The sequence below is a fragment of the Chryseobacterium barbadense genome (assembly GCF_042849955.1).
Lineage (GTDB): Bacteria > Bacteroidota > Bacteroidia > Flavobacteriales > Weeksellaceae > Chryseobacterium.
Map to the genome: position 1 here is coordinate 21,823 of NZ_BAAFHL010000006.1, position 20,773 is coordinate 42,595.

The 20,773-nt window shown below is 37.3% G+C and carries 23 protein-coding genes; 21 read left to right on the forward strand and 2 right to left on the reverse strand.

Going from position 1 to position 20,773, the window contains the following annotated elements:
* Nucleotides 1-4 precede the first annotated feature (4 nt).
* The 5 genes from ACGHIN_RS04835 to ACGHIN_RS04855 all read left to right on the forward strand — a co-directional run bounded on the left by ACGHIN_RS04835 (nucleotide 5) and on the right by ACGHIN_RS04855 (nucleotide 4,761).
* On the forward strand, nucleotides 5-742 hold the full coding sequence (locus ACGHIN_RS04835) for a shikimate dehydrogenase family protein (protein WP_390451288.1): 738 nt from the start codon (nucleotides 5-7) through the stop codon (nucleotides 740-742).
* Between the two features lie 65 nt (nucleotides 743-807).
* On the forward strand, nucleotides 808-2,616 hold the full coding sequence (locus ACGHIN_RS04840) for a DUF349 domain-containing protein (protein WP_390451290.1): 1,809 nt from the start codon (nucleotides 808-810) through the stop codon (nucleotides 2,614-2,616).
* Between the two features lie 50 nt (nucleotides 2,617-2,666).
* Nucleotides 2,667-3,062 (forward strand): helix-turn-helix domain-containing protein, encoded by a 396-nt coding sequence (locus ACGHIN_RS04845; RefSeq protein ID WP_390451292.1) that lies wholly within the window; start codon nucleotides 2,667-2,669, stop codon nucleotides 3,060-3,062.
* 68 nt (nucleotides 3,063-3,130) lie between these two features.
* Complete coding sequence (gene ribD / locus ACGHIN_RS04850; protein WP_390451295.1) at nucleotides 3,131-4,156, forward strand: bifunctional diaminohydroxyphosphoribosylaminopyrimidine deaminase/5-amino-6-(5-phosphoribosylamino)uracil reductase RibD; 1,026 nt, start codon at nucleotides 3,131-3,133, stop codon at nucleotides 4,154-4,156.
* Nucleotides 4,156-4,761: an IMPACT family protein gene (locus ACGHIN_RS04855; protein ID WP_390451298.1), complete on the forward strand. Its 606-nt coding sequence runs from the start codon at nucleotides 4,156-4,158 to the stop codon at nucleotides 4,759-4,761. The genes ribD and ACGHIN_RS04855 overlap by 1 nt, the downstream gene beginning before the upstream one ends.
* Nucleotides 4,762-4,771: 10 nt before the next feature.
* On the opposite strand, the gene ACGHIN_RS04860 is transcribed toward ACGHIN_RS04855, so the two are convergent.
* Together ACGHIN_RS04860 and ACGHIN_RS04865 are read right to left on the reverse strand one after the other, a co-directional pair.
* Complete coding sequence (locus ACGHIN_RS04860; protein WP_390451299.1) at nucleotides 4,772-5,875, reverse strand: hypothetical protein; 1,104 nt, start codon at nucleotides 5,873-5,875, stop codon at nucleotides 4,772-4,774.
* Nucleotides 5,876-6,000: 125 nt separating this feature from the next.
* Complete coding sequence (locus ACGHIN_RS04865) at nucleotides 6,001-6,711, reverse strand: zinc metallopeptidase (RefSeq protein ID WP_390451302.1); 711 nt, start codon at nucleotides 6,709-6,711, stop codon at nucleotides 6,001-6,003.
* A gap of 100 nt (nucleotides 6,712-6,811) precedes the next feature.
* On the opposite strand from ACGHIN_RS04865, the gene ACGHIN_RS04870 reads away from it, so the two are divergent.
* The 16 genes from ACGHIN_RS04870 (at nucleotide 6,812) to nuoL (ending at nucleotide 20,771) form a co-directional block, all read left to right on the forward strand.
* Nucleotides 6,812-7,936, forward strand: coding sequence for a GNAT family N-acetyltransferase (locus ACGHIN_RS04870; RefSeq protein WP_390451305.1), 1,125 nt, complete (start codon nucleotides 6,812-6,814; stop codon nucleotides 7,934-7,936).
* A 108-nt stretch (nucleotides 7,937-8,044) separates the two neighbouring features.
* Nucleotides 8,045-8,221, forward strand: a complete 177-nt coding sequence (locus tag ACGHIN_RS04875) for a hypothetical protein (protein ID WP_390451307.1) — start codon at nucleotides 8,045-8,047, stop codon at nucleotides 8,219-8,221.
* A 75-nt stretch (nucleotides 8,222-8,296) separates the two neighbouring features.
* Complete coding sequence (locus ACGHIN_RS04880; protein ID WP_390451310.1) at nucleotides 8,297-9,334, forward strand: T9SS type A sorting domain-containing protein; 1,038 nt, start codon at nucleotides 8,297-8,299, stop codon at nucleotides 9,332-9,334.
* A gap of 115 nt (nucleotides 9,335-9,449) precedes the next feature.
* A complete protein-coding gene (locus ACGHIN_RS04885) occupies nucleotides 9,450-9,821 on the forward strand; it encodes an NADH-quinone oxidoreductase subunit A (protein ID WP_121462991.1) in 372 nt (123 codons plus the stop codon).
* A 109-nt stretch (nucleotides 9,822-9,930) separates the two neighbouring features.
* Entirely contained in the window at nucleotides 9,931-10,491 is a 561-nt protein-coding gene (locus ACGHIN_RS04890) for an NADH-quinone oxidoreductase subunit B (RefSeq protein ID WP_002983540.1), read from the forward strand.
* Between the two features lie 5 nt (nucleotides 10,492-10,496).
* Complete coding sequence (locus ACGHIN_RS04895) at nucleotides 10,497-10,991, forward strand: NADH-quinone oxidoreductase subunit C (protein ID WP_390451316.1); 495 nt, start codon at nucleotides 10,497-10,499, stop codon at nucleotides 10,989-10,991.
* Nucleotides 10,992-11,062: 71 nt separating this feature from the next.
* Complete coding sequence (gene nuoD, locus ACGHIN_RS04900) at nucleotides 11,063-12,286, forward strand: NADH dehydrogenase (quinone) subunit D (RefSeq protein ID WP_390451319.1); 1,224 nt, start codon at nucleotides 11,063-11,065, stop codon at nucleotides 12,284-12,286.
* A 105-nt stretch (nucleotides 12,287-12,391) separates the two neighbouring features.
* Nucleotides 12,392-12,901 (forward strand): NADH-quinone oxidoreductase subunit NuoE family protein, encoded by a 510-nt coding sequence (locus ACGHIN_RS04905; protein WP_121462988.1) that lies wholly within the window; start codon nucleotides 12,392-12,394, stop codon nucleotides 12,899-12,901.
* A 12-nt stretch (nucleotides 12,902-12,913) separates the two neighbouring features.
* Nucleotides 12,914-14,266 (forward strand): NADH-quinone oxidoreductase subunit NuoF, encoded by a 1,353-nt coding sequence (gene nuoF, locus ACGHIN_RS04910; protein WP_390451321.1) that lies wholly within the window; start codon nucleotides 12,914-12,916, stop codon nucleotides 14,264-14,266.
* Nucleotides 14,267-14,290: 24 nt separating this feature from the next.
* Nucleotides 14,291-15,112: a hypothetical protein gene (locus ACGHIN_RS04915; RefSeq protein ID WP_390451323.1), complete on the forward strand. Its 822-nt coding sequence runs from the start codon at nucleotides 14,291-14,293 to the stop codon at nucleotides 15,110-15,112.
* A gap of 42 nt (nucleotides 15,113-15,154) precedes the next feature.
* Nucleotides 15,155-16,153 carry an NADH-quinone oxidoreductase subunit G gene (locus ACGHIN_RS04920; RefSeq protein ID WP_390451325.1) on the forward strand — a complete coding sequence of 333 codons (999 nt, stop codon included), beginning with the start codon at nucleotides 15,155-15,157 and terminating at the stop codon, nucleotides 16,151-16,153.
* Between the two features lie 103 nt (nucleotides 16,154-16,256).
* On the forward strand, nucleotides 16,257-17,333 hold the full coding sequence (gene nuoH, locus ACGHIN_RS04925) for an NADH-quinone oxidoreductase subunit NuoH (RefSeq protein WP_390451458.1): 1,077 nt from the start codon (nucleotides 16,257-16,259) through the stop codon (nucleotides 17,331-17,333).
* Nucleotides 17,334-17,468: 135 nt separating this feature from the next.
* Entirely contained in the window at nucleotides 17,469-18,023 is a 555-nt protein-coding gene (locus ACGHIN_RS04930) for a NuoI/complex I 23 kDa subunit family protein (protein WP_390451328.1), read from the forward strand.
* Nucleotides 18,023-18,520 carry an NADH-quinone oxidoreductase subunit J family protein gene (locus ACGHIN_RS04935; RefSeq protein ID WP_390451330.1) on the forward strand — a complete coding sequence of 166 codons (498 nt, stop codon included), beginning with the start codon at nucleotides 18,023-18,025 and terminating at the stop codon, nucleotides 18,518-18,520. Before ACGHIN_RS04930 ends, ACGHIN_RS04935 begins: the two co-directional genes overlap by 1 nt.
* A gap of 4 nt (nucleotides 18,521-18,524) precedes the next feature.
* On the forward strand, nucleotides 18,525-18,854 hold the full coding sequence (gene nuoK / locus ACGHIN_RS04940) for an NADH-quinone oxidoreductase subunit NuoK (protein ID WP_100076692.1): 330 nt from the start codon (nucleotides 18,525-18,527) through the stop codon (nucleotides 18,852-18,854).
* A 3-nt stretch (nucleotides 18,855-18,857) separates the two neighbouring features.
* Nucleotides 18,858-20,771, forward strand: coding sequence for an NADH-quinone oxidoreductase subunit L (gene nuoL, locus ACGHIN_RS04945; protein WP_390451334.1), 1,914 nt, complete (start codon nucleotides 18,858-18,860; stop codon nucleotides 20,769-20,771).
* The last annotated feature ends 2 nt before the right edge of the window (nucleotides 20,772-20,773 follow it).

The following is a 20,773-nucleotide window of genomic DNA, read 5'->3' on the forward strand; positions in this document are numbered from 1 at the left end:
ATCTATGGATTCCAATAAAAAATTAGGTTTGATAGGAAGAAATATTTCTTATTCCTTTTCCAAAAAATTTTTCACCGATAAGTTTCAGAAATTAATGCTGAAGGATATTTCCTACGATATTTTTGATTTAAAAGAGATCCACGAAGTGGAAAACCTTTTTTCTGATCCTCAACTGTTAGGATTTAACGTCACAATTCCCTACAAGGAAAAGATCATGGATTATCTGGATGAACTGAGTGACGAGGCTGAAAAAATAGGTGCCGTAAACTGTGTTTTAATTCAAAACGGAAAAAAGACAGGATATAATACGGATGCCTTCGGATTTGAAAAGACATTATTGCTTCATAAAAAACCTCACCATACCTCTGCTCTTATTCTTGGGAACGGAGGTGCTGCAAAAGCGGTACAATATGTTATGGAGAAAAATGGGATCCCATCCCAGACTGTTTCAAGGAATTCAGAAGTAAACTTTGAAAATTTAGATACCGCAACAGTACAGGAACATACTATTATTATACAATGTACTCCTGTCGGTACTTTTCCGAATGTGGAAGACTGTTTACCTTTCCCTTTTGAAGGGCTCTCTGATAAACATCTGGTAATCGATTTGATCTACAATCCCAACTATACGCAATTCATTATTAATGCATCCGGAAAAGGAGCAAAAACAGTGAACGGCTACTATATGCTTGAACAGCAAGCAGAAAAAGCTTGGGAAATTTGGAATTTTCAAAAAAAATAACCTAAATTAGTGCATTAATTGGCTTTTAGCTGCAATATATTACGCCTACTCATAAAAGATTTGCTATGATTACAGAAAACAATCTTTCTGAAAACGAAGAAAAGAAAAATTCTACCGAAGTACCTCAAGAAGAAACGTCGGAAAGCACTGTTTCCCACGATGAAAATCCGCATGATGATGATTCCGAACATCTGGAAGAGCATGTGAATACGGATATTTCTTTATCTGATGCTTTAAAAGAAATGGAAAAAATCATCAACGCTCCCAATGCCGGTGAAAATTTCAAAGCATTCAATCTTTTAAAAGAAAAAGCAAGTCACTACATCCATGATGAAGTGGAAGACAAAAGGCATGAATTTGAAGAAGCCGGAAACGCTCCCGAAAATTTCAGCTATGAACATCCTTCACAAGCCAGATTTTCAGCGCTGGTAAACATATTCAGGGAAAAGCAGGATAATTTTCAGAAAAAGCAGGAAGAAGAGCAAAAGAAAAATCTTGAGCACCGCCAAAGTATCATCGAAAGGCTTAAAAATCTTTACACCAATTCAGAACCGGGCACCAACTTATTCAAATCTATCCGTGAGATCAAGGAAGACTGGTCTAAAGCCGGGCAGGTGGCTAAATCTGAATTCAAGATCCTTAACAATAACTATTTCCATCATCTGAATCAGTTTTATCAGATGCTGGATCTGAATAAAGAATTTCTGGAGCAGGAATACAGCCATAATCTTGAAAAAAGACAGCACATTATTGCCCGCGCCAAAGAACTGGAAAACGAGCCTGTTATTCAAAAAGCATTAAACGAACTACAGTACCTTCATAAATTATGGAAAGAAGAGGCTGAGCCCGTAGCAGAAGAATTCCGTGAAAAAACATGGGAAGAATTCAAAGAAATTTCCAATAAAATCCACGAAAGAAAATCCGAGCTTTCAGCAGCCATTGAAACAGAACAAAATAATAATCTTGAAAAGAAAAACCAGATTATTGCCGAAATCAAAAAGCTGTCTGAACCTTCAGAAACTCCTAATCACAATTACTGGCAAAATGCCATCAGAAAAGTGGAGGATCTTCGTTCCGAATTTTTAAAAACCGGAAGTGTTCCAAGAAAATTATCCAATCAGAACTGGAATGATTTCAAAACGACTTTAAGAGGCTTCAATACCCATAAGAACAGCTATTATAAATCTTTAAAAGGTTCTCAGCAGGCTAACCTGGAAGAAAAACTAAAACTGATCCAGACGGCTAAAGATAATGTGAACAATGAAGATTGGGATATTGCCGTTCCTTTATTCAAAAAGCTTCAGGACGACTGGAAAAAAATAGGCCATGTTCCCAAAAGCATGACCAATAAGATCTGGGATGAATTTCGTGATGCCTGCAATGCATTTTTCAATAACTACAGAGAAAAAAGCAACGCTTCCACAGATAACTGGAAGGAAAATTACAAGCATAAAAAAGAGCTTCTTGATGAATTGAAAACGGTAACCGATGAAGATGGCAGCATTGAAAGGATAGAAGCGATAAAAACGGCATGGAACAATATCGGAAAAGTTCCGAGAGATAAAATTTCAATCAATTCCGAATTCAACAAAACGCTGAGAGAAAAGCTGAGATTGAATAAAATCAATGAGCTTGAGCTTAAGGAAGAAGGATTATCTGAAAACCAGCTTACCGATAAAGCCAGAAAAATCAAGAGCCAGATCTCTGACCTTGAAGCAGAAATCGTAAAATTGGAAAACAACCTGTCTTTCTTCAACAATCCGTCAAGAGAAAACCCTCTGTTAAAAGACACCTTTAATACGATTGATGATAAAAAGGCTCATCTGGAAACGTTAAAACAAAATCTTCACAGTATTATTTCCGGCGACAATTAGGATCCGGATTTAACCGAAACTTAATATTATTTTTGTAAAAAAAGACAAACATGCAAAAAGAAAAACTTCGCACCATAAGAAAAAAGAAAGGATATACCCAGCAACAGATTGCAGATATCATTGCTACGGATGTTTCGAACTATAGCAGAAAAGAAAGCGGAGATGTAAAAATCATCAGAGAAGAATGGGAAAAAATAGCAAAGTTCTTAAATGTTTCGGTAGAAGACATCTATGAAGATGAAGAATCTAAAGTGGTTATCAACAATGAATATAATACCATAAGTGAGAATTCCGGTTTTTATAACCTTCTTCATGGTAACAATATCAACTACAATATCCCAGCTTCTATGATAGATAATCTGCAGGATTATATCAATCTGTTAAAAGAAGAAAATAAGAACCTGAAAGAAGAGCTGAAAGCTTACAAGGAAAAAGAAAAAAATTAGAAGCTAAAGTAATAACTTAAAATTTAAAAAGGTGAAGCAAAGTATTTTGTCTTCGCTTTTTTCTTACTATGCAGGACGAGTTATATATAAAAAGATGTATTGAGCTGGCTCAGAAAGCACTGGGCCGTACCTATCCCAATCCGCTGGTTGGAAGCGTAATCGTTCACAACAATAAAATCATCGGAGAAGGCTACCACCACAAAGCCGGAGAAAATCACGCGGAGATCAATGCCATTAACTCTGTTGAAGATAAATCATTAATTCCCGAGTCTACCATTTATGTTTCTTTAGAACCTTGTGCCCATTATGGCAAAACGCCGCCTTGTGCTTTGAAAATTAAGGAGTTGGGGTTTAAAAAAGTGGTCATCGGAGCTATGGACTCTCATGATAAAGTGAACGGAAAAGGAAAAAAAATCATCCAGGACGCAGGAATTGAAGTTATTTCCGGAGTTCTGGAAAAAGAATGCATTGAACTGAATAAAAGATTCTTCACTTATCATGAAAAGAAAAGACCCTATATCATTTTAAAATGGGCAGAATCCGGTGATGGCTTTTTAGATAAAGATTTTAAACCTACTCCCGTTTCAAACAGCTTGATCAATCAGTTTGTACATCAGTTAAGATCAGACGAACATGCTATTCTTGTGGGAACCCAAACTGCACTTAATGACAATCCTGGCTTAACAGTGAGAAATGTTGAAGGGATAAATCCTGTCAGAATTTTAATTGATTTTGATTTAAAAGTTCCTGAAGACTTCAAAATCTACAATGATGAATCCAGGACTCTTGTCTTCAACAGCATGACAGAAGGAACTTCCGGCAATATTCAATTCCTGAAAATCGGAAAAGAGAATTTTTTACAGGATTTAATGGGTGCTCTATATAAAGAACAGATCCAATCTGTAATTATTGAAGGAGGCCGTTTTACTTTGCAGCAATTCATCAATGCCGGTCTCTGGGATGAAGCCATTCTTATTAAAAATGAAAATTTGCTTCTGGAAAACGGGACAAAAGCTCCCAAATTTGAATTTAATCCTATGGCAACAGAAAATTTCAGAGATAATTTAATACAATTTTACAGGAGGGAGAACTAATGATGTTTGAATATAAAACTATTGAGAAACCGGTAGAGGCTACCCTATTAAAAGAGAAAGGCAGCAAGTTCATAGGATTTGCTTATCCCGTGGGTAACGAAGAAGAATTGAAAAGTGCTTTAGAAAAAATCAGAGCAGAACACCCAAAAGCAACACACCATTGTTATGCTTTCAGGATGGGATTGAACGGAGAAAACTACCGTGCCAATGATGACGGGGAACCTTCCGGAAGCGCTGGGTTACCTATTTACAATCAACTTTTAGCGAATGATGTTACTAACGTTCTGGTTATTGTAGTTCGATATTATGGAGGAACCAAACTGGGCGTTTCAGGATTGGTGAAAGCTTACAAAGAGTCTGCAAAGATAACTTTGGAAGAAGTCAATATTATAATCAAAGAGCTGGAAGCGGAAATTGAGGTCAAATTTAATTTTAACCAGCAAAATACCATTTTCACCTTACTTTCAAAATTCGATGCCAAAATCATCAATTTCGACTCACAGGAAAGAGCTGTAATTACAGCTAAAGTAAAAACCAAACATAAAGATGACATCCGGGAATCTTTAACGAAGCTACAGTTCGTAGAGTGCCGGTTTTTAGATTAGCTTTTCATCCCTACCACTCTACTATTTTCTGATTCTGAAGATTATAGGATATGATTTTTGTTAAGCTTTCCGGATACTTTTGTTTCATATAAACAGCAATCTTTTCATAATTTTCGGCTTCGGGAAGCGGTGCGGATTTAATTTCAGCTAAAGCCCAGTTCTGCAAATTAACACAGGGCTTACCCTGACAAATAGTATTTGTTTTTGGCTCAAAATAAGGTTTTAGTTCTTCCTTCTTTTCTGAAAAGCAGATATACAGCTGCTCTCCTTTTCCGGAATACAGGTTAAAGGAAAAATATTGATACCAATGTCCGAAAAAGCTGAAAACTGGCATTATAAACCAGAGGATAAGCCAATAAAAATTTGAAACACAAAAGTTTTTGGTGATAGGATCAATTGGTTTTACATATATAATCAAGAGAATACAAATCATCGCTGCATTCCAGAACCACACTACTGAATTATGATTCAATCCAAAAGGGCCAATAACAATCAAAATAATAACATGGATGACAATGAATGCATAGCTGATCTTTCTTTTTGATTTTGAAATCAATAACAGAACAGCCAAAACCAGCTCTACGACAGGAATCAATAATCCAACAAAGAACAATTTATATTTCAAAATAACGTCCATCGATAATCCAAGGAAATCAATGAGGATCATATTCATCCAGGCTAAGCAAAGAAAGCCCCGGTTAAACTTATGTAAACCGCTGAAAAGATAAATGGACACCAAAAACAGATGCATTAGCAGCAGAACATTTTTAGGCTTGTGAAAATTAACAATGCCTCCTAAAAGAACACACATATACATATATTCCCATGGTTGCCATCGCACAGTATCTAATAAACAGCTCATTAATTCTGATAAAAAAAGAGAAATAAGCAACCAACGCCTTGCCTTAATAAATAAGATCAGTGATAAAGCCAACACAGAAAAACCAAATAAAAGTTCATGCACAAGACCAGGAACATATTTAAAAATATCCAACGACGGAATAACGGGGTACATCCTATCCGTAACCCAGGTTTTATAGCTCCATATTTTAGTGATCAGCCAAAAAAAAGCAACTACTTTAATTAAATAGGTTACCTGCTGTTGATCCGGCATCTGTATATTTCTTTTATACATTCGATCTTTGTATCATATATCAAAAGTATTGAATTCAGCTGAAATCCGGCAAAAAAATATCCCGGACAATTTGTCCGGGATATTATATTTCTTTTTAAATAAGATTAATCTCTTCTTCCACCCATCAGTAAGGACGCCCAGTAAAGAAGCTGAGCCAAAGATCCTATGGCAGCCACCACATACGTTCTCGCAGCCCATTTCAGACTGTCCTTCACACCTACATATTCTTCAGAAGTTACGGTTCCGGTATCTTTCAGCCATTTCATCGCTCTGTTACTCGCATCATATTCTACAGGAAGCGTTACAAAAGCAAATAAGGTAGTGAATGCAAACATAAGTATTCCAATGGCAAGAACAGTAGTATTGCCGTTCGGATCATCAATGCTTTGTGTTGCCGCCATAATACCAATACCTGCAATAAGAACAAACTGCATCAGATTAGAGCTTATATTAACAATCGGAACAAGCTTTGAACGTAGCTGAAGCATAGAATATCCTACAGCATGTTGTACGGCATGGCCACATTCGTGGGCAGCTACAGCTGCGGCTGCAGCATTTCTCTGCATATAAACACCTTCAGAAAGGTTTACAGTTTTATCTACCGGATTATAGTGATCGGTTAATTGTCCGGGAACTGAAATCACCTGAACATCTGTAATCCCGTTATCTCTCAGCATTTTTTCCGCTACTTCCTTTCCCGAAAGCCCGTTTCGAAGATGTACCTGGGAATAATACTCAAATTTAGATTTCAATCGGGATGAAACAAACCAGCTTACCAGCATAGAAATCCCAATAATAATATAATAACCTGTCATTTTTTAAGATAAATATTTTTAATCTTTAAGATGTAAAAACTGTGCCAAAGTATTACATATTATTATTTATATTTGTTCCCTAATTACCCCTTGGAAAGCTATGTCTAAAGTTACAGTAGTTGAAGTAAAAACACGTGATGAATTAAAACAATTTGTAAAGTTTCCCATGGATCTTTATAAAGGAAATCCATATTACGTACCCTCCTTTATCAATGATGAGATCAATATCTGGAACAGCAATGAAAATCCCGCGTTAAAATACTCAGAATCAAAACAATACCTGGCTTTCAAAAACAATACAATAGTAGGAAGAATTGCTGTTATCATTAACTACAAAGAAGAAAAAGAACTGGGCATCCGAAAAGTTCGGTTCGGATGGATCGATTTTATTGACGATCCCGAAGTGTCGCAAGCGCTGATTCAAAAAGCCATCGACTACGCCAAAGAAAAAAATATCAAGAAGATTGAAGGACCAATGGGCTTTACCAATCTTGATAAGGCAGGAATGCTGACATTAGGTTTTGACAAATTGGCTACTATGATCGGGATCTACAACCATGATTATTATCCTAGACACCTTGAAAATTTAGGACTTATCAAAGAAAAGGAATGGGTGGAATTCGAAATCATATTTCCTGATATTCTTCCTGATAAAATCCACAAGTTTAATGAATTAATTTCCCGGAAATATCAGCTTAGAGTTTTAAAGTTTAAGACCAAGGAAGAAATCATCCAGTATGTTGATCCCATGTTTGATCTTCTGGATGAAACGTATAAGCACCTTTCAACATACACTCCCATTTCAGAGGAGCAACGCAAAACCTACAAGGAGAAATATTTCAAGCTTATCGATAAAGATTTTATCGTTTGTATTGCCGATGCCAACAATAATCTTATTTCATTTGCCATTACAATGCCTTCTTATTCCAAAGCATTGCAAAAATCAAAGGGGAAGCTACTTCCTTTTGGTTGGTGGCATTTCCTGCAAGCCGGGAAAAAAAATGACAGAGCCAATTTTTACTTAATCGGTATTCATCCCGAATATCAGAGAAGAGGAATTACTTCTATTATTTTCAAGGAAATTTGGGAAATTTTCAGAAAAAAGGGAGTGAAATATTTAGAAACGAACCCTGAACTGGAAGAGAACAAAAGCATCCAGCTATTGTGGCAGGATTACAACCCTGTGAATCACAAAAGAAGAAGAACCTATTCTTTAGAAATCTAATTTTTTTAATCCATAATTTCACAAATTTAAAATGCGCAAACATCTGTGTCAATCCGTGGGATCTGTGGGAATAAATACAAGCGCAAAATATAATTATAAGTTTTATCCATGAAAAAGCAACTGATTATTTTCGGTATTTTAATCGCAGGATTTATTGTTTATAATTTTTTTCTTCAGGCAAAAGATGACAAAACCGATGCTGTAATTAGTATTTTGTACACCAGTGTACTTTTCGGTTACATTGCCTATATGGCTTATTGTTTACTAAAAAAAATGAAAAAGTAATAACAATTACAAAAGACCTTTGTTCATTATCAGGATATTTTTCTATTTTTATAATAAATTAATAACCTGATTACCATGAACTTATTATTAAAGATTTTTGGGGGAATTATTTTTACTTCTGCACCATTATCTTCACAACAATTCTACGTGAACTCTATTGTGGGGACCAATACAAACAAGGTCTATAAGCTTGATATTTCAAACTTAACTGAGATAGATGAACCTTTTTGTCCGCCTACAATGGCTACCTATCCGGAAACCTATACGGACATCGCCCTTGATGGCTCCAATAATATTTATTATGTAACCACCTCAGGAAAATTATACAGAAAAAACAGTTCCAATTCTAGCTGTGACTATCTTGGGGATTTCACGATAACAAACGCCTCCATTACCTCACTCATTTCTGATGCAGGGAAATACATATATGGTACAGGATCTCCAAACAAATTATACAGGTATGATATCAGTACAGGTGCCTTTACAGATATGGGCAATCTTCCTACTGGTCAATTTAGTGCTGGTGATCTCTTTTTTTACGAAGGAAGGATTTTTTTATGTACTCTCACGGGAATACTTGAAATTAATATGGCCAATCCTTCACAAAGCTGCCCGTTCATGACTTTAGGATCTTCAAATATCTATGCCGCATTTTCCATCAATTACGGAATCCATTCCAAAGTATATGTCATTCGGACTTTATTTGCAGAGTCTACTTTACATGAACTTGATATGGTAAATAAACAAATAGGACCTGCCATCAGGACATTTAATCATAAAGTGAATGGTGCAGCAGCCATATATGACCTTACTTCCACTGAAGCCACCTGTACTCCAACTCCTTTAGCAGTTCGGGAAACCGATGCTTCCGGTATTTACTTCAATGTGCTAAATCCTGTGAAAAATACGGTTATCTGTGACACCAATATTGCTCGTCGTGAGATACTTGCCATACAACTGTTTGATAATTCAGGAAGGCTGATTAAAGATTTCTCTAATCAGAACCCAATAGAAAGATTAGATGTTTCCGGAATATCAAAAGGAAACTACCTATTGACTGTCACTACAAAAAAAGGACAAACTTACACCAAAAAGTTAATCATCACCAGCTAATTTTTATTAATTCTAAATTACCAATTTTTCTAATTTTCATCTTACTTTTAATCTGATAAATTTCATGCTTTCTTGTTTATTCATTAAATTTGCAAATTGAGATAATAATGCAAAAATGAATTTACCTGAAAGTTATATTCCAATCCTTATTCAAGCAGGTGTAGCTGTTGCTTTTGTAGCTGTTTCATTGCTTGGAGCCCATTTCTTAGGTCCACGCCAGAAAAAAGGAAATTCTGTAAAAAACCAGAGCTGGGAATGTGGGGTTGCTGTGGAAGGAAATGCAAGAACGCCGTTTTCCATTAAGTATTTCTTAACGGCCGTGTTGTTTGTACTATTCGATATTGAAATCGTATTTTTTTACCCCTATGCTGTCAACTTCAGAGAATTCGGATTTGAAGGCTTCCTTGCGGTGCTTACCTTCGTAGCCATTTTCTTTGTGGCATTCTTTTACGTTTGGAAGCGTGGCGCATTGGATTGGGATAAGTAAGAATTATAAATTTTAATTACAAATTTTAGATGGTGATTTTAAAATAAGCTCAATGAGAAATTTAAAATTTAAAATCTAGAATTTAAAATCAATTTTAATCATCTACAAGATGTCAGATAAAAAACCAGTAATAAGAACAGATGCACCTGCTCCCGAAGGATATGAAGGAGAAGGATTTTTCGCAACGAAACTGAGCAGTGTAATCGGGATGGCCAGAAAATTTTCTCTTTGGCCGTTGCCATTCGCAACCTCTTGTTGCGGTATCGAGTTTATGGCTACCCTGAACCCTACCTATGATGCTTCAAGATTTGGTATGGAAAGAAACTCTTTCTCACCAAGACAGGCAGATATGCTGATGGTTTGCGGAACTATATCAAAGAAATTAGGACCCGTCCTAAAAGAAGTGTACACTCAAATGGCAGAGCCAAAATGGGTGGTTGCAGTGGGAGCTTGCGCTTCCAGCGGTGGTATTTTTGATACATACTCTGTATTACAGGGAATCGATAAAATTATTCCTGTTGATGTATATGTTCCAGGATGTCCTCCGAGACCGGAGCAGATCATTGAAGGGGTAATGCAGGTTCAGGCCCTTGCCGAAAGCGAAAGCATCAGAAGAAGAGATATGCCTGAATATCAAAAATTATTAGATTCTTACAACATAAGCAACTAACGGAAATGACAAACGAATTTGTATTAGAAGCAATCACAAGAGAATTTCCGGAATCTGTAATTTCCAGCTCAGAGCCTTATGGAATGCTGACGGTGGAAATCAAAAAAGATGATATCAAAAAAGTAATTCATTATCTGAAAGACTCGTCTTTGGAAATCAATTTCCTTACCGATGTTTGTGGAATCCATTATCCTGAATTCCCGGAGAAAGAAATTGGCGTTATTTATCATTTGCAAAATATGATGACTAACTTCAGAATCCGCCTGAAGGCTTTTATGACCAGAGAAAATGTAGAGATAGATTCTCTGGTAGATCTATATGCAGGAGCTAACTGGATGGAAAGAGAAACCTATGATTTCTACGGAATTAAATTCAAAGGACACCCGGATTTAAGACCCATCTTAAATATGGAAGATCTCGGATACCACCCAATGTTGAAGGAATATCGCCTGGAAGACGGTACCAGAACCGATAAGGACGATAGCATGTTCGGAAGATAACAATAAAATATAATGATAGATGACAATTGATTAATGATCAATTATCGCTTATCAACTATCAATGATATATTATGAAAGATAACTCATTATCTAATATACTTAACCAATACGAAAGTAAGGAACAGATTGACGGGCAATTATACACCCTCAATTTAGGACCTACTCACCCTGCTACTCACGGGATTTTCCAGAATGTCCTAACGATGGACGGAGAGAGAATCCTTCACGCTGAGCAAACCGTAGGATATATCCACAGAGCATTTGAAAAAATTTCCGAAAGAAGAAATTATGCTCAGATCACTACCCTTACCGACCGTATGAACTACTGTTCTGCACCCATCAATAACTTAGGATGGCACATGACTGTAGAGAAACTGATCGGAGTGGAAGTTCCTAAGCGTGTAGATTATATGCGTGTTATCCTGATGGAATTAGCGAGAATTGGGGACCACTTAATTTGTAACGGTGTAACAGGAATGGATTCCGGAGCTATTACAGGTCTTACCTATATGTTCATCGAAAGAGAACGTATCTATGACCTGTATGAGCAGATCTGCGGAGCCAGAATGACAACCAATATGGGAAGAATCGGTGGATTTGAAAGAGACTTTACTCCTAAATTCCATGAACTGATCAAAGACTTCTTAAAAACATTCCCACCAAGATTCCAGGAATTCTGTAATTTATTAGAAAGAAACAGAATCTTCATGGACAGAACCATCGGAGCGGGAGCAATTTCTGCAGAAAGAGCATTAAGCTATGGTTTCACAGGTCCAAACTTACGTGCAACAGGAGTAGATTATGACGTAAGAGTTGCAGAGCCTTATTCTTCATACCAGGATTTCGACTTCATTATCCCTGTAGGAACTTCAGGAGATACTTACGACCGTTTCATGGTTCGTCAGCAGGAAATCTGGGAATCTATCAAAATCATCAAACAAGCATACGAAAACCTTCCTGAAGGGCCATTCCATGCAGACGTTCCTGATTTCTATCTTCCTGAAAAAGCAGATGTATATCAGAAAATGGAAGCATTGATCTACCATTTCAAAATCGTAATGGGAGAAACGGATGTTCCAAAAGGAGAAGTATATCATGCTGTTGAAGGCGGAAACGGAGAATTAGGTTTCTATTTAGTGAGTGATGGAGGAAGAAGTCCTTACAGACTTCATTTCAGAAGACCATGCTTTATTTATTATCAGGCGTATCCGGAAATGATTACAGGTTCTGTAATTTCAGATGCAATCGTAACGATGTGTAGCCTGAATGTAATTGCGGGAGAATTAGACGCATAAAATTGTAAAAAGTATCATTGTAGAATGTATTCATGATTTTTACAGTGATTAAAATAAAAAAAGTCATTAGTACATTGTACGTTGTACAATAATACATTAAAGAAAATGAGCGAAACAATAGCTTTTAAACCGGAAAGTTTAGAACAGGTACATAAAATTATCGCGAGATATCCTGAAGGAAGACAAAAATCAGCTTTGCTTCCCGTTCTGCATTTAGCACAGAAAGAATTCGGAGGCTGGTTAGATGTTCCTGTGATGGACTATGTTGCTGAATTGTTAAGCATACAACCCATTGAAGTATATGAAGTGGCCACTTTCTATACGATGTTCAATATGAAACCTGTTGGGAAATATGTTTTAGAGGTATGCAGAACAGGACCTTGTATGGTGTGCGGAAGTGAGAAGATCTTAAACCACATCAGAACCAAACTGAACATTAAGGACGGAGAAACTACCGAAGATGGTATGTTCACCTTAAAACCTGCTGAATGCCTTGGTGCATGCGGTTATGCTCCGATGATGCAGTTGGGGAAATTTTATCACGAAAATTTAACGATAGAAAAAGTAGATGAAATCCTTGATCTTTGCAGACAGGGACAAATTGCTTTGGACTAATTAAACTATACAATGAGTAAAAAACTTTTACTTAAAGACGCACATATAGAAGGCATCCGTTACTTTGAAACGTACCGCAAACAGGGAGGTTACACCGCAGCAGAAAAAGCCTTGAAAATGACTCCCGACGAAATTCTTGAAGAAGTAAAAGCTTCAGGACTTCGAGGACGTGGTGGAGCAGGATTCCCGACAGGGATGAAATGGAGCTTTTTGGCAAAACCGGAAGGTGTTCCAAGACACCTGGTAGTGAATGCAGACGAATCTGAACCGGGAACTTTCAAAGACAGATATTTAATGGAATTCCTTCCTCATGTATTGATCGAGGGAATGTTGATATCATCTTACTGTTTAGGTTCCAATGTTTCATATATCTACATCCGTGGAGAATATTCATGGATTCCGGATATTCTGGAAGAAGCTATTGAAGAAGCAAAAGCCGCAGGATTTTTAGGTAAAAATATTTTAGGAACCGGTTTCGATTGTGAAATCTATGTCCAGAGAGGAGGTGGAGCTTATATCTGTGGAGAAGAAACCGCATTGCTTGAATCCCTTGAAGGAAAAAGAGGAAACCCAAGACTAAAACCACCATTCCCGGCTGTAAAAGGACTTTGGGAAAGACCAACAGTAGTAAATAACGTTGAATCCATAGCAGCAGTAGTTCCGATCATTGAAATGACAGGAGCTGAATATGCCAAAATCGGAGTAGGAAGATCTACAGGGACCAAATTGATTTCCGCTTGTGGAAACATCAACAAACCCGGAGTGTATGAGATCGATATGACGATTACCGTTGAAGAATTCATTTATTCTGATGAGTATTGCGGGGGTATCCCGAACGGAAAGAGACTAAAAGCCTGTATTCCCGGAGGAAGCTCAGTTCCGATTGTTCCGGCGAACTTATTGTTAAAAACCGTAAATGGAGAACCAAGATACATGAACTATGAATCATTGGCTGATGGTGGATTTGCTACCGGAACCATGATGGGTTCAGGTGGATTCATTGTTTTGGATGAAGACCAGTGTATCGTAGAACATACCATGACTTTAGCGAGATTCTATAATCACGAAAGTTGCGGACAGTGTACACCTTGCCGTGAAGGAACGGGATGGATGTACAAAATTTTAAAGAAAATAGAGAACGGACAGGGAAAAATGGAAGACATCGATTTGCTTTGGGATATCCAGAGAAAAATTGAAGGAAATACCATTTGCCCGTTAGGTGATGCAGCAGCCTGGCCTGTGGCAGCAGCGATCCGTCATTTTAGGGATGAATTTGAATGGCACGTGAAGAACCCGGAATTATGTTTAACACAAAACTATGGATTGGCACATTATGCAGATCCTATTCCGGCTCCTACAGTTTAATCCCTAAATACAAATAAAAAACAATTGAAAAATAAATTATTGTTGCTGTTATTATTAACAGTGACCATGAGCGTAAAGGCTCAAAGAGAAGCGTTCAAAAAAGGTTCAGTAATGATATTTTGGGGATGGAACAGAGGCTGGTTCTCTGATTCCGACATCCGTTTTTATGGTCAGGATTATAATTTTACCCTGAAAAACGTGTCTGCACACGACAGGCCTACATCCATAAAAAACTTCAGCCATTATATTAATCCCACGGAAGTATTTATTCCACAGGTGAATTACCATATTACTTATTTTGTAAAAGATAATTTAGGGATCACTTTGGGGCTGGACCATATGAAATATGTAATGGATCAGGATCAGGCTGTAGAATTTGAGGGATATGTTAAAGATCCGAAATATGCAGCTATGGTCAATGATGGAAAAATTAATCTTTCAGATGGCCAGTTTTTGAAATATGAGCATACCAATGGATTGAACTATCTTAATCTTGGTGTTCAGAAATACAAACAGATTCTTAATAAAAATAAGTTTGATATATTCTGGACGTATGGTTTAGGAGCAGGTGTTTTAATTCCTAAAACGGATGCTACCTTAATGGGAAAAGAGGAAAGTGATCATTTCCATCTGGCAGGATTTGGAATGGATGCAAGAACGGGGATCAATATCGTATTATGGAACCATATTGTGGCTAAAGCAGATTTTAAATATGGGTACATCAATTTACCAAGTGTGAGAACCACCCAGGAAAATGTAAAAATTGATAAAGCAACCCAGGATTTTACCTTTGGTGAATTGGTATTCGGGATCGGATATACATTTAATACAAAAAAGCATAATTAAAATAGAGCTGATGCTTAAAGGCATAAGCGAAAAGCATAGAATATGAGCGAAGAGGTTAAAAAATTCAAAATAACTATAGACGGACAGACTACTGAAGTTTTGCCGGGCACTTCTATTTTGGAAGCCGCAAGACAGATCGGTGGAAAATCTGTACCTCCTGCAATGTGCTACTACAGCAAATTGGAAACCAGTGGAGGAAGATGCAGAACTTGCCTTGTGGAAGTTTCTAAAGGGTCTGAAGCAGATCCTCGTCCTATGCCGAAATTGGTTGCGAGCTGCAGAACCAATGTAATGGATGGTATGGAAGTAAAGAATCTTACTTCTGAAAAAGCTCAGGAAGGAAGAAAAGCCGTTACTGAGTTTTTATTGGTCAACCACCCGTTAGACTGCCCTATCTGTGATCAGGCAGGGGAATGTCATTTACAGGATCTTGGTTATGAGCATGGGGTTGAAAATACAAGAACTGAATTCGAAAGAAATACTTATGATGCAGACGACCTTGGTCCGAACATCAAATTGAATATGAACCGTTGTATTCTGTGTGCAAGATGCGTATTGACAGCAAATCAGCTGACAGATACAAGAGAGCACGGAATTCTTTTCAGAGGAGATCACGCTGAAATTTCAACCTACCTGAACAAAGCCTTAGATAATGACTTTATCGGAAACATTATTGATGTTTGCCCGGTAGGAGCTTTAACAGACAGAACAGCACGTTTTGCAAGCAGAGTTTGGTTTACCAACCCTATGAATGCTTCTTGCAAATGCGATAAATGTTCAGGAAAAGCTGTGGTATGGATGAAAGGTGACGAAATTGTAAGAGTTACTGCCAGAAAAGACCAGTGGGGAGAAGTGGAAGAATTCATCTGCGATACTTGCCGTTTCGAAAGAAAAAGCCTGGGCGACTGGAATATTGAAGGTCCAAGACATATCGACAGACATTCTGTAATTTCCCTGAACCATTATGAAAAACCTAAGGATGAACTAAGAGTTTTAGACAATCCGATGGCTAAAGAAATCAGCGAAAAAGACGAACAATAAATTTGAAAATTTGATAATGAGTTAATTTGAAAATGAAAACCTCTGGTAATGCGAAGAAAACTTCCATTCTCCAGCTTCCATCTTCAAATTTCTACTATCTAACATCTATAAAAATAAAATGGATTTATTAACATTTAAACTTATACTTGTATTAGCACTTTTCCTGTTATCATTAACGATAGCGGCCTACTCTACCTGGGCGGAAAGAAAAGTTGCTGCTGTTATGCAGGATAGAATCGGGCCCAACAGAGCTGGTCCGTTCGCATTACTACAACCGCTTGCCGATGGGGGTAAATTTTTCTTCAAAGAAGACTTTACACCGGCCAATGCAGAGAAATTCCTCTTCATATTGGGTCCGGCGCTCGTAATGTTCATTTCATTGATTACCGGAGCGGTAATTCCTTGGGGTAAAAGTTTAAATATCGGAGGTACTTCTTTTGACCTTCAGGTAGCTAACATCGACGTAGGTGTATTATACATCATCGGGATGGCTTCTATCGGGGTTTACGGAATTATGATCGGAGGTTGGGCTTCCAACAATAAATATTCATTAATCGGAGCCATCCGTGCTTCTTCTCAGATGATTTCTTACGAATTGGCAATGGGATTGGCCTTACTTTCTATCATTATGATGACAGGAAGTTTAGATTTAAATGAAATTACTCAGAGTCAGTCTACTGGAAAACTTTGGGGACTTTTTGAAGTGGATGGATTGAACTGGAATATTTTATACCAGCCGATCGCATTCCTTGTTTTCTTTGTAGCGGCTTTAGCAGAAACCAACAGACACCCGTTCGATTTACCTGAGTGTGAATCTGAATTGGTAACAGGATATTCTACGGAATATTCATCAATGAAGTTAGGATTATACATGTTCGGAGAATATGTGAACATGTTTATTTCCAATGCATTTATGGTGGTTCTTTTCTTCGGAGGATATAACTATCCGGGAATTGAATGGGTAACTCAGCATTGGGGAGAAAATACTGCGGGAATTTTAAGTATCGTAGCATTTCTAACGAAAACAATTATCGGAATCCTGATCTTTATGTGGATCAGATGGACGCTTCCAAGATTCAGATATGATCAGTTAATGCACTTAGGATGGAAAACATTAATTCCAATGGCATTAGTGAACCTGATCATTACCGGAGCTGTCATTTTAGCATTCGGAAACTAAGAAAAATGAAAATAAGTTGATGTGACAGTGAATGATTATCACCTCCTCCCATCTTCTAATGTGAAATATAAAAAATTAAGATAACAGACAAGATTAGTCTAAATCTAATGTCTAACATCTAACATCTATAATTAAATGAAACTTACGAACAGATCAAAAGTTGTTTCTAATAAGGAGATGACCCTTGCTGAGAAAATCTACTTGCCGGCGATTTTCAAAGGAATGGGAATCACTTTCAAACATGCTGTAAGAAATATTGTAAAAGGTCCGCCTACCTACTCTTATCCAGAAGTTCAAAAACCAAGAACTACGATCTGGAGAGGACAACACGTTCTTAAAAGAGATGAAGAAGGCAGGGAAAGATGTACCGCTTGCGGGCTTTGTGCTGTGGCATGTCCTGCAGAAGCTATTACAATGACTGCTGCTGAAAGAACGAAGGAAGAAAAGCACCTTTACAGAGAAGAAAAATATGCTTCAGTATATGAGATCAACATGTTGAGATGTATTTTCTGTGGAATGTGCGAAGAAGCTTGTCCTAAATCTGCGATCTATTTAACAGACAGATTGGTGGATGTGGAAACCAACAGAGGTTCTTTCATCTATGGAAAAGATAAGTTAGTAGAAAAAATAAATGAAAGGATTGATATCACGACAAGACAATCCGAGAAACAAAAAAATGCGGTAAAATAATGGATCAGATTTTATTTTTCTTGGTGGCGTTTTTAGCAGTGGCAAGTGCAGTCTACTTTGTATTTGCAAGAAATCCTTTATACGCTATTTTGTCATTAATTGTAACCATGTTCTCCATTGCAGGCATGTATATTCTTTTGAATGCTCAGTTTTTGGCAATCATTCAGATTATTGTTTACGCCGGAGCTATTATGGTATTGTTTCTTTACATATTGATGATGCTTAACCTTAATAAAGAAGACGAAAGTAAGAAGAACAATACTTTAAAGTTTGTTGGAGTTTTTACAGCAGGTCTTTTGTTAGTAGGTGTTTTAGGTGTTTTCAGAGGAGTTCAGGAGAAGCACATTGTAGTAGACAATGTAGATAAAGGGGTGGGTCTTACTAAAAATCTGGGAAGACTTTTGTTTAATGAATATGTTTTGCCGTTTGAACTTGCATCCATCCTAATTTTGGCAGGTATTGTAGGTGCGGTATTAATCGGTAAAAAAGATTTATAAAATTATGGGAGAAGTAAATACATTCATACAAAGCGTCCCTTTGGAGTATTTCATAATCCTTTCATCAGTATTATTCTGTTTGGGAGTGTTGGGAGTACTATTAAGAAAGAATGCTATTGTAATTTTAGGTTGTGTAGAGCTTATGCTTAATTCTGTAAACCTTTTATTGGCTGCTTTTTCAGCGTATAAAGGAAACGGTGACGGACAACTTTTAGTTTTCTTCATTATGGTGGTAGCTGCCGCAGAAGTAGCGGTAGGGTTGGCAATTATTGCTATGCTATATAGAAATACCCGTTCTGTAGATGTAAGTATATTTAATAAATTAAGAGGATAAGGAATGGAAAATTTAGTGTATGCAATAATACTTTTACCACTTTTAGGGTTTCTTATTAACGGTTTATTCGGAAAAAATCTTCCAAAAAAAGTAGTTGGAGTTTTAGGGACATTAGTAGTTTTTGCTTCTTTCTGTATCTCTGTAAGCCTTTTTATGGATTTCGATTCTGAAAGCCAGCCGGTAATCGTAAAAGCTTTTGAATGGTTCAGAGTCAATGGAGTTCAGATCAATTTCGGATTCCAGATCGATCAGCTTTCATTGATGATGATCATGATCATTACAGGGATCGGTTCTTTGATCCACCTGTACTCTATAGGATATATGAGCCACGATAAAGGTTTCTATAAGTTTTTCACTTACCTGAACCTGTTTATCTTCTCCATGTTACTGTTGGTAATGGGAAGCAACTACCTGATCTTATTCATCGGATGGGAAGGTGTAGGTCTTTGCTCTTATTTACTAATCGGATTCTGGTATACGAATGAAGAATATGGTAAAGCAGCAAGAAAAGCTTTCATTATGAACAGAATCGGTGACCTTGCGTTATTGATCGGTATTTTCATGATCGCTTCTCAGACCAATGCTTTAGATTATCTTTCCGTAGCACAGAATGCTTCAAAATTTGAATTGGACGGAACTGTAATTATCTTTATTACGGCGAGTTTATTTATCGGTGCCACAGGTAAATCAGCTCAGGTTCCTTTATATACTTGGTTACCGGACGCGATGGCCGGTCCTACTCCTGTTTCTGCATTAATCCATGCAGCAACGATGGTAACGGCAGGGATTTATTTAGTGGTAAGATCCAACTTCTTATTCACTTTAGCACCTACTGTTCAGGGAGGGATTTTATTCATCGGATTCCTAACAGCAGCTTTAGCAGGATTCTATGCGCTTCGTCAAAACGACATCAAAAAAGTATTGGCCTATTCCACCGTTTCACAGCTTGGATTCATGTTCATTGCTTTAGGTTTAGGAGCATATACAACAGCCATGTTCCACGTAATGACGCACGCTTTCTTTAAAGCATTATTATTCTTGGGAGCAGGTTCTGTAATCCACGCCATGAGCAACGAGCAGGATATGCGTTTCATGGGAGGACTTAAAAAGGTAATTCCAATTACTCATGCTACTTTCCTTATCGGAACATTAGCGATCTCCGGATTCCCTTTACTTTCGGGGATGATTTCCAAAGACGAAATTTTAGTCGCTGCATTTGCTAAAAACCCCGTTTATTGGGTAATTCTATTCATTTTGGCAGCAGTTACGGCAACATACATGTTCAGACTGTATTATCTGACTTTCCATGGAGAGTTCAGAGGGACTGAAGAACAAAAACATCACTTGCATGAAAGCCCGCTTAATATGACATTACCATTGATCGTATTGGCCATCCTTTCAGTAATCGGAGGTTTCATCAACCTTCCTCACTTCATTGGTCACGGTCACTATGCTAAATTAATGGAATGGCTGAAGCCGGTTCTTACCGAGCAAAGTTTCAAACAAATGGAAGCTACTCTTTCAGGAGTGGAATTCAACACTGAGATGATCCTTTTAGGAGCTACCGTGATTATGTTCTTCTCTGTATGGTTCATCGTTAAAAACACGTATGTGAATAAGAAAAAGATGGCTCTTGCAGAGGAAAACTATACCGGATGGGAAAAGCTTTCTGCTAAAAAACTATATATTGACGAACTTTACAATGCATTGATTGTAAAAACTGTTGAAGGATTAGGACGCGGAGGAAAAATGTTTGATAAGGGTATTCTGGATCGTTTTGTAGACTTCGTAGGTGAAGGTGCTGAAGACAGTGGAAGATCCATGAAGCGTCTTCAAAACGGGAATGTAGAGAATTATATTCTTATCATGTCATTGGCAGTGGGAATTATATTAATTGTTAACTTTTTATTACAATAATA

Bases quoted from the DNA above. Each gene is read 5' to 3' on its own strand.
- ACGHIN_RS04870 (WP_390451305.1), top strand. From the start codon at position 6,812: ATGTCTAAAGTTACAGTAGTTGAAGTAAAAACACGTGATGAATTAAAA.
- ACGHIN_RS04880 (WP_390451310.1), top strand. From the start codon at position 8,297: ATGAACTTATTATTAAAGATTTTTGGGGGAATTATTTTTACTTCTGCA.
- ribD (WP_390451295.1), top strand. From the start codon at position 3,131: ATGCAGGACGAGTTATATATAAAAAGATGTATTGAGCTGGCTCAGAAA.
- ACGHIN_RS04895 (WP_390451316.1), top strand. From the start codon at position 10,497: ATGACAAACGAATTTGTATTAGAAGCAATCACAAGAGAATTTCCGGAA.
- ACGHIN_RS04845 (WP_390451292.1), top strand. From the start codon at position 2,667: ATGCAAAAAGAAAAACTTCGCACCATAAGAAAAAAGAAAGGATATACC.
- ACGHIN_RS04860 (WP_390451299.1), bottom strand. From the start codon at position 5,875: ATGCCGGATCAACAGCAGGTAACCTATTTAATTAAAGTAGTTGCTTTT.
- nuoK (WP_100076692.1), top strand. From the start codon at position 18,525: ATGGGAGAAGTAAATACATTCATACAAAGCGTCCCTTTGGAGTATTTC.
- nuoD (WP_390451319.1), top strand. From the start codon at position 11,063: ATGAAAGATAACTCATTATCTAATATACTTAACCAATACGAAAGTAAG.
- ACGHIN_RS04865 (WP_390451302.1), bottom strand. From the start codon at position 6,711: ATGACAGGTTATTATATTATTATTGGGATTTCTATGCTGGTAAGCTGG.
- ACGHIN_RS04855 (WP_390451298.1), top strand. From the start codon at position 4,156: ATGATGTTTGAATATAAAACTATTGAGAAACCGGTAGAGGCTACCCTA.
- ACGHIN_RS04920 (WP_390451325.1), top strand. From the start codon at position 15,155: ATGAGCGAAGAGGTTAAAAAATTCAAAATAACTATAGACGGACAGACT.
- nuoF (WP_390451321.1), top strand. From the start codon at position 12,914: ATGAGTAAAAAACTTTTACTTAAAGACGCACATATAGAAGGCATCCGT.
- ACGHIN_RS04835 (WP_390451288.1), top strand. From the start codon at position 5: ATGGATTCCAATAAAAAATTAGGTTTGATAGGAAGAAATATTTCTTAT.
- ACGHIN_RS04885 (WP_121462991.1), top strand. From the start codon at position 9,450: ATGAATTTACCTGAAAGTTATATTCCAATCCTTATTCAAGCAGGTGTA.
- ACGHIN_RS04930 (WP_390451328.1), top strand. From the start codon at position 17,469: ATGAAACTTACGAACAGATCAAAAGTTGTTTCTAATAAGGAGATGACC.
- ACGHIN_RS04840 (WP_390451290.1), top strand. From the start codon at position 808: ATGATTACAGAAAACAATCTTTCTGAAAACGAAGAAAAGAAAAATTCT.
- ACGHIN_RS04935 (WP_390451330.1), top strand. From the start codon at position 18,023: ATGGATCAGATTTTATTTTTCTTGGTGGCGTTTTTAGCAGTGGCAAGT.
- ACGHIN_RS04905 (WP_121462988.1), top strand. From the start codon at position 12,392: ATGAGCGAAACAATAGCTTTTAAACCGGAAAGTTTAGAACAGGTACAT.
- ACGHIN_RS04875 (WP_390451307.1), top strand. From the start codon at position 8,045: ATGAAAAAGCAACTGATTATTTTCGGTATTTTAATCGCAGGATTTATT.
- nuoL (WP_390451334.1), top strand. From the start codon at position 18,858: ATGGAAAATTTAGTGTATGCAATAATACTTTTACCACTTTTAGGGTTT.
- ACGHIN_RS04890 (WP_002983540.1), top strand. From the start codon at position 9,931: ATGTCAGATAAAAAACCAGTAATAAGAACAGATGCACCTGCTCCCGAA.